Genomic DNA, 16,545 nt, shown 5'->3' with positions numbered 1-16,545 from the left:
CTGCTTACGCGCGGTGATCGCTGGCGCGGTACATCAGTTCAGCCCGTTCCCAATCCTCGAGGGTGTCGATGTCCTGGACGAAGTGGCGCGGCAGGATCACGCCGATCGAATGCGGCGCAAACAACGGCATGTCCTGCAGAAAGGCACGCGCCGTCCCCCAATAGAACTGCCCGGCATCGTGATAGGCGTGCTCCAGATCCTGCGATCGTGTCATGCGATGTTCGGGATAGATCGCGTCCACTCGCCCGTTTGGCGCGATCCGCACGGCGCGTTGGATCGGAAACGCGTAACTGGTGACGGAAAATGCAAAGGCGGCATCCGAGCGGGCGAGGGCCTCGTAGCCTTCTGTGATGAAGCGCGCCTGCATCAGCGGCGCGGTAGCATAGAGACAGCACGCATGCGTGACGTCGTTTGACTGCGCGTTAAACCAGGACACGGCATGCTTCACGACGGCGTTGGTGCCGGTGAAATCGTCGGCGATTTCCTTTGGCCGCATGAAGGGCGTCGTGGCACCGAATTGGCGGGCGACGGAGGCGATCTCCTCGTCATCGGTAGAGACGACGATCTGATCGAACAATCCCGTCTGCTGCGCCGCCGCAATCGAGTAGGCGATGATCGGCTTGTCGCAGAACATGCGGATGTTCTTGCGCGGGATCCGCTTGCTGCCGCCTCGCGCCGGGATGACGGCGATCTTCACGAGAGGATCTTCTGCAGCGCCGCGACAACGGTGTCCTGTTGATCATCCGTCATGCTTGAGAACAGCGGCAAAGTAATCGCGTCCTGATAGTAGCTCTCGGCCTCGGGGAACATGCCGGTCTGGAAACCGAGCTTCCGGTAATAAGGCTGGGTATGCACGGGAATGTAGTGCACATTGACGCCAATCCCGGCTGCGCGCAACGCGTCGAACACCTGCCGCCGGCTGAGCTTGATCTCGTTGCGGTGCAGGCGAATGACATAGAGGTGCCAGGCGGAATTCGTGTCGGGATGCTGCCACGGGCATGTCACCGGAAGTTCCGCCAACAGCCCATCGTAGCGTGCCGCAAGTTCGCGCCGGCGCGCGACAAAGGGATCGAGCCGCGCGAGCTGGCTGGTGCCGAGCGCCGACTGAATATCGGTCATGCGATAATTCAGGCCGAGTTCGATCTGCTCGTACATCCAGGGACCATCGCGTTCTTCGTTGACCCGTTCTTGATTGGTCGGCGACTCGCGCTGCTGCGGTTCTTCAGGACGCTGTGCGGGACGGACGATTCCGTGCGTTCGCAGATAGGAGAGGCGTTCGGCGAGTCTGGAATCGTTGGTCAGGGCCATGCCGCCCTCGCCAGTGGTGATGATCTTGACCGGGTGAAAGCTGAAAATGGTCGTATCGCCGTAGTCGCAGGCGCCGACCTTGCGTCCCAGATACTCGCCGCCGACCGCGTGCGAGGCGTCCTCGATGATGCGAAAGCCGTAGCGATCCGCCAGCGAACGGATTTCGCGCATCTCGCAGGACTGGCCGGCGAAATGCACGGGTACCACGATCTTCGGCAGCCGGCCATTCGATGCCGCGATTTCAAGCTTCTCGGCCAGGGCCGAGACGCCCATGTTGTAGGTGCGCGGATCGATGTCGACGAAATCGACGGAGGCGCCGCAGTACAGCGCGCAATTAGCCGATGCCACAAAGGTGTTCGGTGTCGTCCAGAGCGTGTCGCCGGGGCCGAGATCGAGCGCGAGGCAGGCAATGTGCAGCGCTGCCGTCGCATTTGCTACCGCAATCGCGCTGCGGCTGCCGCAATAGGCGGCCATGGCCTGCTCGAATCGAGGGCCGGCCTGACCCTGGGTCAGCCAGTCCGAGCGCAGCACCTCAGTGACTGCCTCAATGTCCTCAGCGGAGATGTCCTGACGTCCATACGGGATCATTGGACCGCAATTCGATTGAATTCCCTGATTTCGGACACATCGAGAAAGTGATCGTTCCGGCCGGAATTGTATTCGAATCCGTCCGACACCGGCTCTCCGCGCTCGCCGACCTGGTTGGTAAGATAGTCGACGTCTTTGCGGAAAAACTTGATGGTGGGCTTCATGACGAAATGATCATGGAAGCGCAGCGTCAGATGCGAGTCGTCGGTCGGGCACATGATCTCATGCAGCTTTTCGCCGGGACGGATGCCGATCACCTTGATCGGAACGTGAGGTGCCATCGCGGCGGCCAGATCGGGGATCCGTACTGACGGGATCATCGGAACGAAGATCTCGCCGCCCGACATCCGCTCGAAGCTCTTGTTGACGAAGTCGACGCCCTGCTGCAGCGATATCCAGAACCGGGTCATGCGCGGGTCGGTGATCGGCAGGTGATCACAGCCTTCCGCCAGCAGCTTGTTGAACAGCGGCACGATCGAGCCGCGGGAGCCGACCACGTTGCCGTAGCGCACGACACTGAAGGCCGTGCGATGTCCGCCAGCCATGTTGTTCGCTGCGATGAACAGCTTGTCGGAAGCGAGCTTGGTCGCGCCGTACAGGTTGATGGGCTGCGCGGCCTTGTCGGTCGACAGCGCGATAACTTTCTCGACGTCAGCCTCTAGTGCGGCCTGAATGACGTTCTCGGCGCCGTGGATGTTGGTCTTGATACATTCCATCGGGTTGTATTCGGCGGCTGGCACCTGTTTCAGCGCGGCCGCATGAATCACGAAGTCGATGCCTTTCATGGCGGTGCGCAGGCGCTCGCCGTCGCGCACATCGCCGATGAAATAGCGCATCGGCGATTGATCGAACTCCTGCTGCATCTCGTATTGCTTCAACTCGTCGCGCGAATAGATCACGAGACGGCGAGGCCTGAATTTCTTCAGGAGATTTCCGACGTATTTACGCCCAAACGAACCAGTGCCGCCTGTAATCAGAATCGACTTATCGTTGAACATGATTGCTTCTGCGTCGGCTCGTGATTGCATGAAAATGAGGGGGAACGCGCGGTGGTTACCACACGCTCCTGCCGCCGTCCATGACCATGTTCTGGCCAGTCATGTAGCTCGATGCATCCGAGCAGAGGAACTGAACGGCGGCGCAATATTCGTCGACCCGGGCCATTCGTCCCATCGGGATCAAACGCGTCAGCCGTTCGACGAAAGCGGGATCCTGGTTGTTGAAGACGCCGCCGGGTGAGATCGCGTTGACGCGAACGCCCCGGTCCGCCCAGTAGGTCGCGAGGTATTTGGTCAGGCCGATCAGGCCATGCTTAATGACGGAGTAGGTCACCGGCTTGACCGGCTGCTCTTCATCGCGCGTGATGTTCGGCTGCCGGTAGAGCCGCTGATCCGGCGCGATCACGCCGAGATCCGACGCGATATTGAGGATCACGCCGCGGCCGCGCCGGGCCATGGCGCCGCCAAACACCTGCGAGCACAGCATCGCGCCGGTCAATCCCACCGCGATTTCCGTCTGCCATTGCGGAACCGGAAAGGCTTCGAACCGTGACGAATGCATCACGCCCGGCGTTGAGGTGACCTTCGGGTCGATCGCGGCGTTGTTGACGAGGATATCAACGGCGATGCCTCGCCCGGCGAGATCATCGCCCGCGGCGCTCACCGATGTTTGCGATGTCACGTCGATCACGATCGGGACAAGATCGGCTTTGGGCGTGACTTCCTTCACGGCAGCGATGGTTGCATCGGCTTGCGTCAGCCCGATGTCGCTGACCACCACCCGCGCGCCGGCATCGACCAGCGCGGCAACATGCTGGCGGCCCAGCAGCCCCCCGGCGCCGGTAACGAGCGCCGTGCGTCCTGTCAGATCGTATCGGGCGGAAGGTGCCGTCATGATGCGCTCCTGTTCAAGCACGCAATTGTCCGCCGTCGGCCACGATCACGGTGCCCGTGATGAACGCGGCGCGGGGGGAGGCAAGAAAAGTGACAATGTCCGCGACCTCTTCGGGCTTGCCGAGGCGGCGCAGCGGCACCTCGCGGACAAGCATCTCATCCACGGCGGCTTTGTTTTCGGCGATCTTGCGTGCCCAGGTGCCATCGGTGCTAAGGATGTTACCGGGCGCGACGGCGTTGATGCGGATGCCCTCGAGCGCGAGCGGCCGGGCGAGGCCGCGCACCGTCGCGTTCAAGGCCGCCTTCGCCGCCGAATAGGTCACCGGCGCGCCGAGCGCAGCAAGCCCGCAGATCGAGGAGACGCAGACGATCGCGCGATCGCCACTGCCGCGGCTCATGAGCGGGCGCGCAGCCTCGATCGTGTTGGTGGCGGCGAACAGGTTGATGTCCATCACTCGCGACCACTCTGCCGCGGTTTCCTTGCCCGGCGGCACCGAGGCGCCGCTGCCGACGTTGCAGACGAGAATGTCGATTCTGCCCCAGTGCTTTTCGACGTCATTGACAAGCGCGAGCGCGGCGGCGGGATCGGTGACGTCGGCGGCATGGAATGAGGCGCCGCGGCCGATCTTGTCTGCGGCCGACTTGATTCCATCGAGACCGCGGGCCGCCATCGCGACCTTGGCCCCTTCGGCGGCGAGTATTTCGGCAATAGCAAAGCCGATGCCGCGGCTGGCGCCGACCACCAATGCGACCCGGCCTTCGATCTCGAGTTTCATCAGCTTGCGTCCTCGATCCAGCGCACGGTCATGTCGCGATATCTGGCCAGCACGCCGGCATGGTCGCAATCGACGGCGCGGGCCGTTTGCAGGATATATTGCCCGCGATAGCCGGACTGCTCGATCAGCCGGATGGTTTTGGCGAGCTCCGCCGCGCCTGTTCCGAGCGGAACGGTGGTGCCGCCAAGTAGCCGGTCCTTCACATGCACGTTGAGAATGCGCGGCGCATAAGCCGATATCTCCTCGGCGGAGTCATAGCCGAGAGCCGCACTGTTGCCGCTGTCGTAATTGATGCCGAACACCTCGCGCGGAAATTTGTCGATGAACTGCGCTAGTGGAGCAGGCGGCAGATCGGATTCGAAGACGATCTTGACGCCTTGCTTCGACAAGGAGGCGGCGCGGTCGAGCAGAACGCGCAGCAAGATCTCCGTCTGGGCATCGCTTTCGATCCTGCCATTGTCGACCAGCGGAATGACGACGAATTCGATGCCAAGCGTGCTGCAGGAGGCGAGCACCAGATCGAGATCGGCCATCAGCGATTTCTGTGTCTCGCCCTCGGTCTTCCAGAATGGCGCCTGCATGAAGCAGTCGCCGGTCAGGCTCACGGCCCTGAGCGCGTGGCGGTACGACAGTTCGAGAATATCTTTCTGTCCGGCGGCGGTGTTGAGCGGGTTTTCGCGCAAGCGGTCCTGGTCGACGGTCCATTCTATCCGCGTCAGGCCGAGCGCATGGGCGCGGGGAAATTCTTCGCGCCATTCGCTCCATGGGAAGGCCTGGATCTTGCCGTCGACCATCGCCGACAGCCGTCCCTGCATGAAGCCGATGCGTTCGAGCGTTGTCGTCACGACTTGTCACCTTCGCTGATCGCCAGACCTTTCGTGGTCCATCCGCCGTCGACGAACAATTCCTGGCCGGTCACGTAGGCTGACGCCGGCGACGCCAGAAAGACTGCGGCGCCCGCGAGGTCGTCCGGGTTGCCCCAGCGTTCCAGCATGGTGTGGCGGCGGCGGTCCTCATGCATCGCCGGATCGGCAAAGCTTTTTGCCGTCATCTCGGTTGCGACATAGCCGGGCGCGAGCGCGTTGACGCGAATGCCGTCGCGCGCATAGTCCGCTGCCAACGCGCGAGTGAGGCCGGCAAGACCTGCCTTGGCCGCGACATAGCCGGGGTTACCAGGAAAGCCGCGCACCGAGTTGATGCTCGTGATGTTGATGATCGAGCCGCCGCCTGCCTTCTTCAAGAGCGGATAGGCGGCAAGGACCGTGGCGTAGACGCCGCTGAGATCGACCGCCAGCGTGTCGCGGAACCTCTGGAGCTCGCTTGTCGTCACGGAGACGGGTAGGCTGATGCCCGCCGCATTGACCAGCACGTCGAGCCGCTCGCCGGCTTTCGAGAGATCATCGAATACAGATTGGATGGCGGCATCATCGGCCAAATCGCATTTGATCGCGGTCACTTGCGCTGGCGCCGTGCCGGTGCGGCTGAGGCCGAATACCTTTGCGCCACTCGCCTGCAGACCGCTTGCGATCGCAGCACCAATGCCGCGCGACGCGCCGGTGACGACGGCGGTCTTGCCTTCCAGGGAAAAGGCGGCGGGATTATGCATAGCCGTAGCTGCGCATGATGGCCGCGCAAAGCTTGATGTCTTCCGGGCGATCGATCTGGAACATTTTATGGCGCTCCATCACATGCATTCCGATCTTGCCGCCGAGCCGGTTATTATGTTCGCGCAGCAGCGAAGGAATTAGAACGTAGAACGAGCCGTTCTCCAAATACCGCTTTTCAATCTGTTGCCGCATCCGCCGGTTGCGGAAATCGTAGTTGATCGGTTCAGGCCCGTTGGCACCAATGCGCCAGTTGAAATAATCCTCGACCTCGCAGACCGAGAGCAGGCTGTCGAGCTGCTCGCGCTCGAAGGTTTCGAGCGCCTGCTCGATATCGCTGGACTCCCGGATCGGCGACGTGGCCTGCAGCGCGACGACGCGGCCGAACGGTCCAAGCTTGCCATCGAGCTGTTCGAGCGCGTGCAGCCATGCCGATTCCGATGAAGCGAGGTCGCCGGAGATACCCTCGGGGCGCCGGACGCCGACGGCGCCGGCGGCCTCGGCGGCGGCAAGGATCTGGTCGCTGTCGGAAGACACCGCGACGACGTCGACACCGCGCGCCGCGGCTGCCTGCATCACGGTCCAGGCAATCAGCGGCTTACCGCACAGGTCGATCAGGTTCTTGTGCGGGATTCCCTTGGAGCCGCCGCGGGCGGCAATCACGGCCAGCGTTCGCCCCGGCGTTGGCCTCATCATATCCGGCCCTCGAGGCGCTCGAGCGCCGTCCAAAATCCTTCGCCCATGTTCTTGTGGCCTTGCCAGATCTCGGGGATGAACGAAGCGCCGGGGGCGTGCTTACGCAGGATCGCGCCGATCTGGTCGAAGTTGATCTCGCCTTCGCCGATCTGCAGGCCTTCACCGTCGAGACCCTTGGCGTCGCCAAAGTGCAGGTGCGCGGTATGAGGGCCGAGCTGCGCGAGACCTTCGGCGAAATCGAAGCCGAAATGATTGGCGGCAAGCTTGGTATGCGAGATGTCGACGCACATCCGCAAGTCATGTTTGGCGCAGAAGTCGGCCGACTCATCCGGAAAGATGAAAATGTTCTGGTGGCGCTGTCCGCCGAAATGCCATGGGAACGGCGCCATGGTCTGCGGAATCAGCTCGACGCCGTCCATGTCGAGCTCCTTCAGGCTCGCGGCAAAGATACTGTAGCGCTCCGCCTTCTGTTCCGGCGGCAGCGGCTCGTCCATGGTGAAGCCGCCGACATTGGCGACGATCGGCGGCCGCTTGGTCCTGGGAAAGAACTTCTTCAATCCGCGCGTGATGTCGATGACGGCCTGGGTCTGCTCCAGCGAATAGCGGCGTAGGCCTTCGTCCGGCGTCGCCAGATCCATCAGCTTGCTGCCGGCAAACAGTTCGGGCGCATGCACGACGAAGCCGAGATCGTAGGTGCCGGACAGGTAGGCGGCCGGATCGCGCTCCATGTCGCTATAGCTGAGATGGAATTCGATAATGTCGGGCTGGCAGATTTCCAGGAAACGTTGCGTATCGTGATAGCGGACCGGTACGCCCCAGGGACGGTCGAAACGATAGCGGCGCGCGGTTGCGGCGCCGTTTTCGAGGTCGCTCTGGAAGAAGTAATCGTCTTTCGCCATAGCGCGGTTGAGGCGGCGGCCGATCAGGGCCGGCATTTTCAGCGGTGAGAGGCCCTGGCCGGGGCTTTTGACGGCGACATCGCTGTCGGCGAGGATGGTGCCGGCCGGAATATCGTGGGCGGCGACCAGGCTCTTGGCGAGGTTCTCGCGGTTGATCAGCTCGCCCTGGCTGAGCGCACGTTCGGCAAGCTTCTCGCCACGCGCCGCCTCCACCTCGCGGATGCCTGCCACGAGTGCCTTGAATTCTTCCGGCTCGAGGCTTGCCGCGTGATCCGGCCCTTCCATCTCGCGATCGAGCGTAATGTGGCGCTCGATCACGACCGCCCCCATCGCGACCGCACCGATCGAAACCGCGATCCCGCGCTCGTGACCGGAATAGCCGACGAGGGAATGAATCTCCCGCAGCGTCTCCATGAAGCGCAGATGAATGTTGTGAAGCGCGGCGGGGTAGGTGCTCTGGCAATGCAGCAGCACATAGCGCGCGGAGCGCTCGTCGAGAAATTTTGCGGCGGCGCGAATTTCATCCGACGTGCTCATGCCGGTCGAGACGATCAGCGCCTTGTCGGTCGCAGCAAGCTTTGCCAGCAGGGGCAGGTTGGTCAGGTCGGCGGAGGCGACCTTGTAGGCCTGAACGCCGAATGTCTCCAGCGTCGCGACGCTGGACGCGTCCCAGGGCGTGCAGAGGTACTGGATATTTTTCGAGGCGCAATAGTCGGCGACGCGGCGTTGCTGCTCGGTGGTCAGTTCGAAGCGGCGCAAGAGATCGAGGGTGTATTCGACGGCGAGGTCGTCGTCCTTTCCGGACAAGCTCGAGGCGCGGTAGACCTCGTCCAGCTTGCGCATCTGGAATTTCGCGCAATCCGCGCCGGCTGCGACCGCGGCGTCGACCAGCGCGATGGCGCGATCGAAGTTACCATTATGGTTGTTGCCGACCTCCGCAATGACGTAGCACGGCTGACTGTTGCCGATCGAACGATTGCCGATCCGAATCGTCGCCGCCTGTTTGGTTGAATTCATGAACCTTCTCGGTGTCTGGTTTTACGCGGCGCCGCTGTTGGCCGGCACTCCGGGAATGCGGGATTTCCAGGTCCGCAGGCCATTTTCCTCGAATGCGATACGGGAGCAGGACAGGCCGTTCTGCTCGAGCGCCGTGATCAGCGGATAGCGCTGGAATGGACGGACGAAGAAGATGAAGTAGCCGCCACCTCCGGCGCCCAGCAGCTTGCCGCCGACCGCACCGTTGGCTTTCGCAAGATCATAGATCGCATCCAGCTCATCGGAACTGATCAGCGAACTCATGCGGCGCTTGGCATGCCAAGCCTCGTCGATCAGGCGGCCGCACTCCAGAAGCTGACCGCGCAGCAAATGATGCCGGATTTTGCGCGTCACTTCCTTCTGCCGGGCCGCGGCCGCGACGGCGTCGCTGGTCTCGTGCTGCTGCTTCTGATCCCGGTGAATCGAACCGGAGTCGTGGTTGGAGCCGGTGTAGCAAAGCACGAGGCTTTCCTCGAGTTCGGCGACGATGTTGGGCTCTAGGCGAAGCGGAACGATGGTGTTCTGCTCCGAGGAAAACTCCATGTGATTGAAGCCGCCGAACACGGTGGCGTACTGGTCCTGCCAGCCGCCGGGAATGTTCAGCATCAACCGTTCGGCCTGAAAGGCCATTTCCGCGATCTCGTGGCGGTCCCATCGATCGGAGCGAAACTCATTGAAGCAGCCGATGATGGCGGAGGACACCACCGCCGAACCGCCGAGGCCGGAGCCGACCGGAAAATCGGCCGACACGTCGAGATCGAAACCGTAGGCCGGCTTGATCAGGCGGATCACCGATTTGATCAGTGCCAGTTCGCCTTCGGTGCCGAGCGCGATGAGATCTTCCGCTTCCACCTTGCAACGGAAATCATGGGAGTAGATTCGGATCCGGTTGTCATTGCGCCGGCGCAATGTCGCATGTGCATACATTGCAATGGTCGCGTTGATGACGGAGCCGCCATCATTGTCGACGAAGTAATGCGTGAGGTCGGTGCCGCCGCCCGAGAAGCTGATTCGAACCGGAGAGCGCGCGCGGGCGAATACTTCGCTCTCTTCACCGAGATTGAACAGATCGCGGCTGAACACGTCCACCAGCCGGCCCTCGGCATCGAGGATCGGAACGACGTGGACCCGCTGGTCGAGCAGTTTAAGGATCTGTTCGCGGGGTGCACCGGCACGCGCCCACACGAAGTTGCGGTTGATGCAGCTCGCTACCTCGCCCTGGATCGATATTCCCGTCAGCAGCCGCCGGCGGATGTCACCGTCGGTGACAGCCCCGATCACGCGGCCCTGGGCGTCACGGGCAAACAGGATCCCCAGCATATTGGCATTGAGCCGCTGGAACGCCTGCTCGATCGTGTCGCTCTCGGCGATGGTAAGGTGGCTCTTGTCTGGCAATTTGGCGGGTCCAAAACGGCAACCGGTTCCGGTTTTGGCCCGGAAACGCCTCTATTTCGGGTCGTTAGATACGGCAGGGGCGCAGTTCGTGCAAGGCTTCCATGGAGCGGTGAATTTCGGCCGAATATACTGGCGCAAACGCGCGGATTGACCTACTTCGACCGCGGTCTGCGTCGCCCGTCCGGCTGGTCCCAAGACGGGGGCCGGGCTAGGGACGGCCCCGGGTCAAAAGCAGGTCAATCGCGTGCAAGCTACTGAACAATCGTCTCGGCGCCTGCTGGCCAAATCGGCAGCCGATTCCAAGCAGCGGTTTGCCACCGATCGACCGAGCCCGATCTATTTCGCGGCTATCTTCGGCTGGACCATGGCGGCGGTATCGGCGGCCTTGCTGGCCATCGTGCGATGGCCGCTGGGAAGCCCGCACTGGTTCGTTTTCGTCAAGGCGTTCCTGTTGTTGGGCGCGGTCATCGGCTGCGCAACTTTGTTCACCGTGCGCCATGTGGAGCGCGGTGGAACAGTCGCGGCGCTCCTCGTTGCCACGATAGCGGTGATTTTCCTGCCCACACTGGCTTGGCTGAACGGGCCTCTGGCCGATGCCATCACGTATCCGCTGTTCATCGCTCTGTTGGTCGCGGGCATCGCGCAAACCGCATCCGCCATGCGCGCCGCGCCCGCCGGCCTCTGGACCTTCGCAATTGCCTGCGGCTGTCTCTTCGGCTTCGGCTATTTCCTGGTAATCAATTCCCGTGCCTACGCATCAATCCTCACGCCTGAACTTGCGCTGACGGGGATCCATCAGCTCGACACGATTTTTCACGCTGCCATCGCCAACATGCTCGTGAAACACGGCGCGCTGAGCACCGGCCTCGATGGATTTGTCCCGATCGAATACCACGTATTGTCTCACATCTGGCTGGGGTGCGTTAGTCTCTGGCTCGGTGTGCCGACGTTGGAAGGGTATGTTGTCGCCGGGCAGGTGATCGCCGTTCCGATGCTTCTGTTCTGCCTGTCGCTCACAATCCATCTGTTTCGACGACCCGCACATGGTCCGGGCAACGGCGCCCTCATCACACTGGGATCTCTGCTGCTTCTCTTCGTGGCGGACCTGTGGGGATGGACGTCCTATCTGGTTTCCGAGTCCTACTGCCTCTCGATGATCTTGTTTCTGCTGAGCTTGCCTTTGTTGGCCGAGATTGCCGATCCCGATCGGCGTGATCGCCTTAGCCTGCAACTTTCAGCGCTCGGCATTGTAGCCTTGCTGACTTTGCTTTCGAAGATTTCGGTTGGTGCAATTCTCGTGAGCGGCGTCGGCTTCCTGCTTTGGCGGCGGATGGGCATGACGCTCCTGGGGCTGATCAAGCTGGCTGTTCCGCTCATCATGCTCCTGATGCTCGCCGTCGCGGTCATTTCCCCAGGTGCGGCCCTGCTGCTGCAGGTGTTCGAACCGTTCGGCTTCATCAGGCAGTATCCGCTCTGCGCCTTGTCGAATATTGCAGCTAATCTGCTGCTGATTGGCGCTGCGTTTCAAGTGTGGCGGCGAGGTTCAGTACGGGACAAGCGATGCGCCGAAGCAGTTGGAGTAATGGCGATCACAGCCATCGCCGTCGCCGTGCTGGTTAATCTCCCCGGCGGGGCCGACTATTATTTCGTGAATGTCGGGACCTGGACGGCAATCGCATTTTTGTGCGCCTACGGCGGCGCCACCTTCGAAAAGATATTCCCAAATCCACTCGCGCCTGGATTTGCACTTGCTGCGATCCTGCTCGTTGCATTGTTGACCGAGGAAAAAAGGAAAAGCGCCTACAGGGTCGGGGCGATGTTCGCCGAACTTCAGGCTCGAGTTCGGCTGGTTACCGGAGATAGCGCTGGCGCGGAGACGACAACCCGTCAACGCCTCATAGCGCTCCTGACACCCGGGCATCCGGCCCGCGCTGCTCTGGCGAACGACGTGAAGCGTACCCCCGGGGAGCAGGCAAGGAATACGTTGTTGGCAATGGGAATTGCGCAGGCCCATCGTGAGGCGGTTTTCGTGCCGCCCGATAATCTGGCTTTCTGGAACATCGCTGTGGAATGCCGTGCAAGTCCCTTCTTCGTTCCCGCAATCCTTGGCGCACCCATGCTGAAAGGACTGAGTCCGCCTGCGCTCAAATGTCCCGGGGAGCCGCACTACGGTTTCGCCAGATACAAGGATGCAGCTTCCGAGCCGTTGAGCGACGAACAACTCTGCGCGCGCGCTGCACGCTGGAATCTCAACACAGTGTTGATACTGTCGACGCCAAGCACTGGCCGGACACTTCGCTGCAGTTGAACGGCCGCCCGGCGACGGTCGCAAGCGCTCAGGATGGCTTCCAGCCGATCGCGAGCAGCTTTTTCGGAGGGGCCACCAGCGGCTGGCCGATCCGCTCCCAAATTGCGCCTTGGCCGATGGCCTGGAGTGACAGTTTGACCCAGCCTTCGGGTACCGGCATCAACCAAGGTCGTCTGCCGAGGCCGGCGCGGTGCCGTGCGATAAGTTCTGCGACCGTCACCGGCGTCGGATCGGATACGATGAAAGTCTCTCCGCGCGCACGGGGGTTGGTTAGCGCGATTGCGACCGCCGAGTTGAAGTTCTGGATCGACAGCACCGATCGTTGCGCAGACAGCGCCCCGAAGGGAAGCGGGATCGGCAGGCGCGAAATCCGATGGACGGTCTTGAAGTTTCCCTTCTCACCTTCGCCGTAAATCACGACGGGCCGCAAGATCGTAAACGAAATGCCAGCCGCACGGATGGCCTGTTCGGCGGCAAACTTGGATCGTCCGTACGCATTATTCGGTGTCGGAAAGTCATCCTCGGTGAGTTCATGGTCCGCAACGGAGCCGGACTGGGCGGCGATCGAGGAAATGAACACCAGGTGCTTTGTCGCGCCGCGCGATATCGCCCGTGCCAGCGCCGATGTCGCACGATGATTGACGCGATCATAGAAGTCGTCGCCGGCGTATTTGTGAGCGATGCCCGCGAGATGAACCACCGCATCGCATTGGTCCAGCAGCGGCTGCCAGTCGAACAATCGCGACAGATCTGGAAGTGGAACGGCGGTGACATCCGGATTGTCAAAGGTGGTGACCGCTCTCGATGCCGCGATCACGCTGTATCCCTGCGCGACGAGGTGCGGAACCAGATGGCGACCGACGAACCCGTCGGCGCCGGTTACGAGCACCCTGGTCTTTTTGTCTCGGCCGCACTGCGAGTCCGACATCGCGTTCGATTGCGCGCCGGCTGTGCTGTGATCAGGTATAGGGCGTGAGTTCATCAGCCCGGGGACACCTTTTCGCCGCTGAGTTTCCTGTTGCATGTAACCCGAAAAGCCAGCTTTGAACATGAAACCGGCCGCTCGGCCCCAATATTGGCTCGCGAATCGCATGGAAGCAACCCACGGTTGATAGAGCCCTCATTAAAAGCGGTTCATAACCGCGTTGGCAGGGAAAATCACGCCAGCGGTTCTGGGAACCGAAGTCCAGTCGAGCCTCGAATCCGTCAGGCGAGGTGAAATCCTCACAGCGAGGCTGACGCCTCGTTGCAGCCTTCCGGGGTTGTTGTCAACGCCTTCAAACGGCCGAAGTCCACGGCCCATGCGGGAGGCGGGGGGCGCGGGGGCTACGCCGCCGTGAAGGGTTGGCTGCGGTCGACCAGGCGGCTAACGTCGATTCTGACGGCTAACGGAACAAGGCTCCCCATGATCAGATTCGGCCTGCTCGGATGCGGGCGTATCGCAAAGCGCCACTCGGAACTTCTGGGCGGCAATCATATCGACGGGGCCAGGCTTGTTGCCGTTTGTGACACCGTTCGCAGCCGGGCCGATTCGATCGCGTCCAGGTTCGGCGTCCCGGCAGCCTATGATATCGATGACTTCCTCGCCAGGCAGGACATCGATGTGGTGGCGGTGCTGACGCCGAGCGGGATGCATCCTGCCCACGTCATCGCCTGCGCGAAGGCCGGAAAGCACGTCGTCGTCGAGAAGCCGATGGCGCTGCGGCTGCAGGATGCCGACGACATGGTCCGCGCCTGCGATGCGGCCGGCATCAAGCTGTTCGTCGTCAAGCAGAATCGCTTCAACGTTCCGGTGGTGAAGGCGCGCGAGGCGCTGGAGGCCGGCCGCTTCGGCCGTCTGATACTTGGCACCGTGCGTGTCCGCTGGTGCCGCGACCAGGCCTATTACGACCAGGATGCCTGGCGTGGCACCTGGGTCTATGACGGTGGCGTGCTCTCGAACCAGGCCAGCCATCACATCGACATGCTGGAATGGTTCTTCGGCGACGTCATCAGCGTTCATGCCCGCGCCGTGACGGCGCTGGCAAAGATCGAGGCCGAGGACACCGCGGTTGCCACGCTGAAGTTCCGCAATGGTGCGCTCGGGATCATCGAGGCGACCACGGCTGCGCGTCCGACCGACCTCGAAGGCTCGCTTTCGATTCTCGGAGAGAAGGGAACGGTCGAAATCGCCGGCTTTGCCGTCAACCAGATCCGGCACTGGCGCTTTGTCGAGGAACTTGCCTCGGACAAGGACGTGGTCGAGAAGTTTTCCGTCAATCCACCGAACGTCTACGGCTTCGGTCACCAGGCCTATTATCAGCACGTGATCGATTGCCTGGTGAACCAGCGCTCGGCGCTGGTCGATGGTCTCGAAGGGCGCAAGAGCCTGGAACTGATTTCGGCGCTTTACGAATCGATCGAGACCGGTGCCGAGGTGCCGCTTCGCTTCGCGCCCCGGCTGGGCCGGCTGGGTGTCGTGCCGTGAACCGGCCGGAGATACATCAGGCCGGCGTGCGCGATGTCGCGTTCGGCGTGCGCGTCAAAATCGTCGAGCCGTGCAATCTCTACGGCTGCAAAATCGGCGACGATTGCTTTGTCGGGCCGTTTACCGAGATCCAGAAGGACGTCGTTATCGGCGCCCGCACGCGGGTGCAGTCTCACGCCTTCATCTGCGAACTGGTCACAATCGGCGAAGATTGTTTTGTCGGCCATGGTGTCATGTTCGTGAACGACACGTTCTCGAGCGGCGGCCCGGCCCGCGGCCACAGGGAGCTATGGCGCGAGACCGTAATCGGCAACCGCGTCTCGATCGGCTCCAACGCCACGATCTTGCCGGTGAGGATCGCCGACGACGTCGTCATCGGCGCAGGCTCTGTTGTGACCAGAGACATCACCGTGCCCGGTGCCTATGCCGGCAATCCGGCGCGCCGGCTGCTGACGGACAAGTAGGAAACACGACCGATGCCGGTGCCTTTTGCGGATCTGCAACTGCAGTATCAAAACATCAAGAGCGAGATCGACGGCGCGATTGCCTCCGTCATCGGTGACAATGCCTTCATTCGCGGGCCCTATGTCGAAGCCTTCGAACGGGAGTTCGCCGCTGCCGTCGACGTCAAGCATTGCGTGTCCTGCGCCAACGGCACCGACGCGCTGTATCTCGCCATGGCCGCGCTGAAGGTCAGGCCGGGCGACGAGGTGATCACCACGGCGCATTCCTGGATCAGCACCTCGGCAATGATCACGCATGCCGGCGCCACCGTGGTGTTCTGCGACACCGACGGCGCGACGTTCACGATCGATCCGGCGGCGATCGAGGCGGCGATAACGCCGCGCACGGTCGGCATTATCCCCGTACATCTGTACGGGCAGCCGGCCGACATGGACGCGATCATGATGATCGCGAACAAGCACAAGCTCTGGGTAATCGAGGACTGCGCGCAGGCGCATCTTGCGCGGTATAAAGGCCAGCAGGTCGGCACGTTCGGGGCCGCCGCAACCTATTCGTTTTATCCAGGCAAGAATCTCGGCGCGATGGGCGATGCTGGCGCCGTCGTCACCAACGACGCCGCGCTCGCCGAGCACATGACGATGCTGGCGCGGCACGGCGGTCTGGTAAAGCATCAGCATCACATCGAAGGCATCAACAGCCGGCTCGACGGCATGCAGGCGGCGATCCTGTCGGCCAAACTGCCGCATCTCGCTGGGTGGACTAAGGCGCGCCAGAACGCGGCCGAGGTTTACGATGCCGGCCTCAACCAAATCGAGAACGTGATCGTGCCGCAGGTCGCGCCGGGCCGAACCCACGTCTATCATCTCTACACGATCAGGCATCCGCGCCGCGATGCATTGGCTGCGCACCTGAACGCCAACGGCGTGCAGACCGCGATCAACTATCCGACGGCGCTGCCGTTCCTTGCCGCCTATGCGCGCTTCGGCCATCGCCCCGAGCAGTTTCCGAATGCGCATCGCGATCAGGGACGCATCCTGTCGCTGCCGATGTTCGCGGAGATCACGCGGGCGCAGCAGGACAAGGTCGTCGATCTGGTTCGCAAGTTCTGAGTG

General features: G+C 62.2%; 15 protein-coding genes. 4 read left to right on the top strand and 11 right to left on the bottom strand.

Annotated features, from left to right (window positions below; all coding sequences use genetic code 11):
• Positions 1–4: 4 nt before the first annotated feature.
• The 10 genes from pseF to IVA95_RS25225 are packed head-to-tail and all read right to left on the bottom strand — an operon-like array spanning position 5 to position 10,193.
• Entirely contained in the window at positions 5–697 is a 693-nt protein-coding gene (gene pseF, locus IVA95_RS25270) for a pseudaminic acid cytidylyltransferase (protein ID WP_247512968.1), read from the bottom strand.
• Complete coding sequence (gene pseC, locus IVA95_RS25265) at positions 694–1,896, bottom strand: UDP-4-amino-4,6-dideoxy-N-acetyl-beta-L-altrosamine transaminase (RefSeq protein WP_247512967.1); 1,203 nt, start codon at positions 1,894–1,896, stop codon at positions 694–696. Before pseC ends, pseF begins: the two co-directional genes overlap by 4 nt.
• A complete protein-coding gene (pseB, locus tag IVA95_RS25260; RefSeq protein ID WP_247512966.1) occupies positions 1,893–2,894 on the bottom strand; it encodes a UDP-N-acetylglucosamine 4,6-dehydratase (inverting) in 1,002 nt (333 codons plus the stop codon). The genes pseC and pseB overlap by 4 nt, the downstream gene beginning before the upstream one ends.
• 55 nt (positions 2,895–2,949) lie before the next feature.
• Positions 2,950–3,789, bottom strand: coding sequence for an SDR family oxidoreductase (locus tag IVA95_RS25255; protein ID WP_247512965.1), 840 nt, complete (start codon positions 3,787–3,789; stop codon positions 2,950–2,952).
• Positions 3,790–3,802: 13 nt separating this feature from the next.
• Positions 3,803–4,564 carry an SDR family NAD(P)-dependent oxidoreductase gene (locus tag IVA95_RS25250; RefSeq protein WP_247512964.1) on the bottom strand — a complete coding sequence of 254 codons (762 nt, stop codon included), beginning with the start codon at positions 4,562–4,564 and terminating at the stop codon, positions 3,803–3,805.
• A complete protein-coding gene (locus tag IVA95_RS25245; protein ID WP_247512963.1) occupies positions 4,564–5,409 on the bottom strand; it encodes a TIM barrel protein in 846 nt (281 codons plus the stop codon). The genes IVA95_RS25250 and IVA95_RS25245 overlap by 1 nt, the downstream gene beginning before the upstream one ends.
• Complete coding sequence (locus tag IVA95_RS25240) at positions 5,406–6,170, bottom strand: SDR family oxidoreductase (RefSeq protein WP_247512962.1); 765 nt, start codon at positions 6,168–6,170, stop codon at positions 5,406–5,408. The genes IVA95_RS25245 and IVA95_RS25240 overlap by 4 nt, the downstream gene beginning before the upstream one ends.
• Positions 6,163–6,864, bottom strand: a complete 702-nt coding sequence (locus IVA95_RS25235) for an acylneuraminate cytidylyltransferase family protein (RefSeq protein WP_247512961.1) — start codon at positions 6,862–6,864, stop codon at positions 6,163–6,165. Before IVA95_RS25235 ends, IVA95_RS25240 begins: the two co-directional genes overlap by 8 nt.
• Entirely contained in the window at positions 6,861–8,780 is a 1,920-nt protein-coding gene (locus tag IVA95_RS25230; RefSeq protein ID WP_247512960.1) for an N-acetylneuraminate synthase family protein, read from the bottom strand. The genes IVA95_RS25235 and IVA95_RS25230 overlap by 4 nt, the downstream gene beginning before the upstream one ends.
• Positions 8,781–8,801: 21 nt before the next feature.
• A complete protein-coding gene (locus IVA95_RS25225; RefSeq protein ID WP_247512959.1) occupies positions 8,802–10,193 on the bottom strand; it encodes a CBS domain-containing protein in 1,392 nt (463 codons plus the stop codon).
• Positions 10,194–10,437: 244 nt separating this feature from the next.
• Between IVA95_RS25225 and IVA95_RS25220 the strand changes: the two genes are divergently transcribed.
• The gene (locus tag IVA95_RS25220) at positions 10,438–12,501 is read left to right on the top strand and encodes a hypothetical protein (protein WP_247512958.1); all 2,064 of its coding nucleotides are present in this window, start codon (positions 10,438–10,440) and stop codon (positions 12,499–12,501) included.
• A 28-nt stretch (positions 12,502–12,529) separates the two neighbouring features.
• On the opposite strand, the gene IVA95_RS25215 is transcribed toward IVA95_RS25220, so the two are convergent.
• On the bottom strand, positions 12,530–13,483 hold the full coding sequence (locus IVA95_RS25215; protein WP_247512957.1) for an NAD-dependent epimerase/dehydratase family protein: 954 nt from the start codon (positions 13,481–13,483) through the stop codon (positions 12,530–12,532).
• 423 nt (positions 13,484–13,906) lie between these two features.
• On the opposite strand from IVA95_RS25215, the gene IVA95_RS25210 reads away from it, so the two are divergent.
• The 3 genes from IVA95_RS25210 to IVA95_RS25200 are packed head-to-tail and all read left to right on the top strand — an operon-like array spanning position 13,907 to position 16,542.
• On the top strand, positions 13,907–14,968 hold the full coding sequence (locus IVA95_RS25210; RefSeq protein ID WP_247512956.1) for a Gfo/Idh/MocA family oxidoreductase: 1,062 nt from the start codon (positions 13,907–13,909) through the stop codon (positions 14,966–14,968).
• A complete protein-coding gene (locus tag IVA95_RS25205; RefSeq protein WP_247512955.1) occupies positions 14,965–15,432 on the top strand; it encodes an acyltransferase in 468 nt (155 codons plus the stop codon). The genes IVA95_RS25210 and IVA95_RS25205 overlap by 4 nt, the downstream gene beginning before the upstream one ends.
• Before the next feature lie 12 nt (positions 15,433–15,444).
• Positions 15,445–16,542 carry a DegT/DnrJ/EryC1/StrS family aminotransferase gene (locus IVA95_RS25200; protein ID WP_247512954.1) on the top strand — a complete coding sequence of 366 codons (1,098 nt, stop codon included), beginning with the start codon at positions 15,445–15,447 and terminating at the stop codon, positions 16,540–16,542.
• Positions 16,543–16,545 lie beyond the last annotated feature (3 nt).

This window comes from Bradyrhizobium sp. 157, from assembly GCF_023073815.1.
GTDB lineage: Bacteria > Pseudomonadota > Alphaproteobacteria > Rhizobiales > Xanthobacteraceae > Bradyrhizobium.
The sequence above is the reverse complement of the archived record's forward strand: the minus strand, read 5'-3'. Positions and strand labels throughout refer to the sequence as shown.